At 42.1% G+C, this 261-nt stretch carries 1 protein-coding gene; it reads right to left on the reverse strand.

What is annotated here, in order from left to right:
- Window positions 1-261 (reverse strand): DnaB-like helicase C-terminal domain-containing protein (locus AAEY68_RS21255; RefSeq protein ID WP_350586850.1); only part of this gene is annotated, 261 nt, incomplete at both ends.

The raw sequence follows: 261 nt of genomic DNA on the forward strand, positions 1-261 counted from the left end.
TCGTTATACACTTCGTCGCGATAGATGAACATAATTAAATCGGCATCCTGCTCAATCGCACCCGATTCACGTAAGTCAGAGTTAATTGGGCGTTTATCGGCTCGTTGCTCTAGCGAGCGGTTAAGCTGCGACAGTGCAATAACAGGTACTTCTAATTCTTTGGCTAAGGCTTTTAATGAACGAGAGATCTCTGAAATTTCTAAGGTACGATTATCTTTTAACGACGGTACCTGCATTAATTGCAGGTAATCGATCATGATC

Origin of the sequence: Pseudoalteromonas sp. RB2-MNA-CIBAN-0110, from assembly GCF_040309305.1 — a bacterium.
GTDB classification, from domain to species: Bacteria; Pseudomonadota; Gammaproteobacteria; order Enterobacterales; family Alteromonadaceae; genus Pseudoalteromonas; species Pseudoalteromonas arctica.